At 71.6% G+C, this 3,478-nt stretch carries 3 protein-coding genes; 1 reads left to right on the forward strand and 2 read right to left on the reverse strand.

All coding sequences use genetic code 11. From position 1 onward, the window contains the following. Positions 1-166 precede the first annotated feature (166 nt). Both ACFUEL_RS37175 and ACFUEL_RS37180 read right to left on the reverse strand, forming a co-directional pair. On the reverse strand, positions 167-643 hold the full coding sequence (locus ACFUEL_RS37175; protein WP_380242239.1) for a 2-oxo-4-hydroxy-4-carboxy-5-ureidoimidazoline decarboxylase: 477 nt from the start codon (positions 641-643) through the stop codon (positions 167-169). Between the two features lie 279 nt (positions 644-922). Next, a complete protein-coding gene (locus ACFUEL_RS37180) occupies positions 923-1,666 on the reverse strand; it encodes an SDR family oxidoreductase (RefSeq protein WP_380242241.1) in 744 nt (247 codons plus the stop codon). A 169-nt stretch (positions 1,667-1,835) separates the two neighbouring features. Here ACFUEL_RS37180 and ACFUEL_RS37185 point away from each other — a divergent pair, with 169 nt between their 5' ends. Continuing rightward, entirely contained in the window at positions 1,836-3,425 is a 1,590-nt protein-coding gene (locus ACFUEL_RS37185; RefSeq protein ID WP_380242243.1) for a methylmalonyl-CoA mutase, read from the forward strand. Positions 3,426-3,478 lie beyond the last annotated feature (53 nt).

Consider the following 3,478-nt stretch of genomic DNA (forward strand, 5'->3'; position numbering starts at 1 on the left):
GCCGTGGCGCGCGTCTGCTTCCGGTTCTGTTTCAGGCACGCAGCAGCACGGACACTTCGATGGGCTCCGGCCGTCAGCAGCACGGACTCGCCGTTCCCCGAGCCCCTGACGGGGCCCATGCGCAGCACGGACTTGTCGTTCCCGAGCCCCTGGCGGGGCTCTCTCTTCAGCTCTTGACGGCGACCAGGTGCTCGAGGCGGCTGAGGGCGATCCGGCGCAACTCCTCGGCGGAGATGAGGCGTTCCTCGTCGGGGTCGTTGGCGAGGCGGGTGCGGATGGAGGTGAGGACGGCGTCCAGCATCTCCTCGGGGTCGACGCCGTCGAGGCAGACCACGAAGACGTGGCCGAAGCGGGCCTCGTAGGCGGCGTGGGCGGCGCGCAGCGCGGTGTGCGCGGCCTGGCTGCCGGGGGCGCGCATGCCGAGGAGGGGCTGGGGCATCCAGCTCTCGTCGGCGAGGGCCTCCGCGAGGTCCGCCGGGCGCAGGTCGTAGCTGGCCTCGCTGGCGGCGGCGAGCAGGGACTCGATGTCGGGGTAGGGGCGGTGGGCGGTGAGGCGCAGGGCCCACCGGTGGCTGCCGCAGCAGGCGAGCAGGGCTTCCTCCACCGCGCCCGAGTCGGCTTCGTTGAACCGGTGGAGTCCCAACAGGGACGGCTCCGTCCGCACGTCAAGGCGCTGCGGCGGGATGTCGCTGGCCAGCGGATCCTCCTCGTGAGGGCGGGAAGGCGGAATGCTCCAGAGACGGGGGGTGGAGAGCCAGGGGAGGCGGGGTGCGGCAATGCCGTCGCGCGGGCTGACACAGCTCGGCGGGGCAGCGCCTCCACGGTAGTTGAGGGCTCATCAGTTGGGGAGGCGGCGGGCCGATTTCACTCGATCGAGCTATCAAGTTGTGACCCGCCGCCCTTCCCGTTCACGCGGGGCGGCTCAACTGACCCGGTGCACCTTGTGGTTGGCGGCCTGGGCGCGGGGCCGCACCACCAGCAGGTCGATGTTGACGTGCGCGGGCCGGGTGACCGCCCAGGAGACGGTGTCGGCGACGTCCTCCGAGGTGAGCGGCTCGGCGACGCCCGCGTAGACCGCGTCGGCCTTGTCCCGGTCGCCGCGGAAGCGGGTCAGCGCGAAGCCCTCGGACTTCACCATGCCGGGGGCGATCTCGATCACCCGGATCGGCTCGGCCACGAGTTCGAGGCGGAGCGTCTGGGCCACCGAGTGGACGGCGTGCTTGGCGGCCACGTACCCGCCGCCGCCCTCGTACGCGGCCAGTGCCGCCGTCGAGGACATGATCAGCACGGTGCCGTCGCCGGTGGCGCGCAGCGCCGGCAGCAGCGCCTGGGTGAGGTGCAGCACGCCGATCACGTTGACCTCGTACATGGCGCGCCAGTCGGCCGGGTCGCCCTGCTCGACGCTCTCCGCGCCCAGCGCGCCGCCCGCGTTGTTGACCAGGACGTCGACTCGGCCGACCTCGGCGGCGAAGGCGTCCACCGCGGCCCGGTCGGTGACGTCCAGGGTGTAGGAGCGGCCGCCGAGTTCCTCGGCCAGCGCCTCGATCCGCCCGGTGCGGCGGGCGGTCAGCACCACCTCGAAGCCGTCGGCGGCCAGCCTGCGGGCGGTGGCCGCCCCGATGCCGCTGCTGGCGCCGGTCACCACGGCCACCTTCTGCTCGGTCATGTTCGTGCACTCCTCGTGTCTCCGGTCGGTGCACCGATCATCCCAAGCGGGCCGCCGGGTGTTGTGAGCAAGGTCCCAGCCGTGGTGTCTGTCTGCGCTTCGGAGGGCACGGCTACATTGCGTACCCAGCCCATCATTAGTGAACGTTCACACACCGCGGAGGAACCCCATGGCAGCCGAGCCCCGCCGCACCGAGTCGGGCCTGCCGATCGAACCGGTCTACGGCCCCGGGACCCTGGACGGCTTCGACGCCCGGTCCCGCCTCGGCGCGCCCGGACAGTACCCGTTCACCCGTGGCGTCTACCCCACGATGTACACCGGCAAGCCGTGGACGATGCGCCAGTACGCGGGCTTCGGCACCGCCGCCGAGTCCAACGCCCGCTACAAGCAGCTGATCGCCAACGGCACCATGGGCCTGTCCGTCGCCTTCGACCTGCCGACCCAGATGGGCTACGACTCGGACGCGGCGATCTCGCACGGCGAGGTCGGCAAGGTCGGCGTGGCGATCGACAGCGTCGAGGACATGAACGTGCTGTTCGGCGGCATCCCGCTCGGCGAGGTCTCCACCTCGATGACCATCAACGCGCCCGGCTCGCTGCTGCTGCTGCTCTACCAGCTGGTCGGCGAGGCTCAGGGCGTGCCGTCGGCCCGGCTGACCGGCACCATCCAGAACGACGTGCTCAAGGAGTACATCGCCCGCGGCACGTACATCTTCCCGCCCAAGCCCAGCCTGCGGCTGATCGCCGACGTGTTCCAGTACTGCCGGGCCGAGATCCCCAAGTGGAACACCATCTCCATCTCCGGCTACCACATGGCCGAGGCCGGGGCGAACCCCGCGCAGGAGATCGCCTTCACGCTCGCCAACGGCATCGAGTACGTCCGCACCGCGGTCGCCGCCGGGATGGACGTCGACGACTTCGCGCCCCGGCTCTCGTTCTTCTTCGTCTCCCGCACCACGCTGCTGGAGGAGGTCGCCAAGTTCCGCGCCGCGCGCCGGATCTGGGCCCGCGTCATGAAGGAGGAGTTCGGCGCGAAGAACCCCAAGTCGCAGATGCTGCGCTTCCACACCCAGACCGCCGGCGTCCAGCTCACCGCCCAGCAGCCCGAGGTCAACCTGGTGCGCGTCTCGGTGCAGGCGCTCGCCGCCGTCCTGGGCGGCACGCAGTCGCTGCACACCAACTCCTTCGACGAGGCGATCGCCCTGCCGACCGAGAAGTCCGCCCGGCTCGCGCTGCGCACCCAGCAGGTGCTCGCCTTCGAGACCGACGTCACCGCCACCGTCGACCCGTTCGCGGGCTCGTACGTGGTCGAGGCGATGACGGACGAACTGGAGGCCGCCGCACTGGAGTTGATGGCCAAGGTGGAGGACATGGGCGGCGCCGTCGCGGCCATCGAACAGGGCTACCAGAAGGGCGAGATCGAGCGCACCGCGTACCGCGTCCAGCAGGAGCAGGACTCCGGCGCGCGGACCGTCGTCGGCGTCAACCGCTTCCAGCTCGCCGAGGAGGAGCCCTACGAGCCGCTGCGGGTCGACCCGGCGATCGAGGCCCAGCAGGCCGAGCGGCTGGCCCGGCTGCGCGCCGACCGCGACACCTCGGCGGTCGACCGGGCGCTGTCGCAGCTGAGCAAGGCGGCGGAGGGCACCGACAACGTGCTGTACCCGATGAAGGAGGCCCTGGCGGCCCGGGCCACCGTCGGCGAGGTCTGCGACGCGCTGCGCGGGGTGTGGGGGACGTACGTGCCGGTCGACCGCTTCTGAGCGCGACACGCCGCGGGGCTGCAGCCGGGTAGGGAAGAGGGGCCGCCGGGAGG

It is taken from the genome of Kitasatospora sp. NPDC057198 (assembly GCF_042670125.1).
GTDB lineage: Bacteria > Actinomycetota > Actinomycetes > Streptomycetales > Streptomycetaceae > Kitasatospora.